Annotated in this window: 1 protein-coding gene; it reads right to left on the reverse strand. The window is 47.1% G+C overall.

Annotated features, from left to right (window positions below; genetic code table 11):
* The coding region (locus tag IQQ51_RS12705; RefSeq protein WP_193841265.1) for a VCBS domain-containing protein at window positions 1-314 on the reverse strand (314 nt) is incomplete at both ends.

Genomic DNA, 314 nt, shown 5'->3' on the forward strand with positions numbered 1-314 from the left:
TCATAACGGCCATCGCTATGCAGAATGAATCCATCCACGGAGCTTGCCGTGCTAAATGTTAACGTATCCGAAGTATCCACATCCGTTGCTGACACTTGTCCATGGACCGTAGCATCGTCTTCATGCACCTTAATATTGACGGTAGAGACCACAGGACGATCATTTAACCCTTCAATGTCGATAGTGAGCAGCTGGGTCACTTGAGCTTGATGCAAGTCAGTGACCGTAACTGGAATTTGCAGCTGTTGATGTTCACCTTCCCCTAGATGCTCGTAACTGGCGTGGTTAGGGTCAAAAGAATAACTGCCATCATT

Source organism: Vibrio sp. OPT18 (assembly GCF_015163615.1).
GTDB lineage: Bacteria > Pseudomonadota > Gammaproteobacteria > Enterobacterales > Vibrionaceae > Vibrio > Vibrio coralliirubri.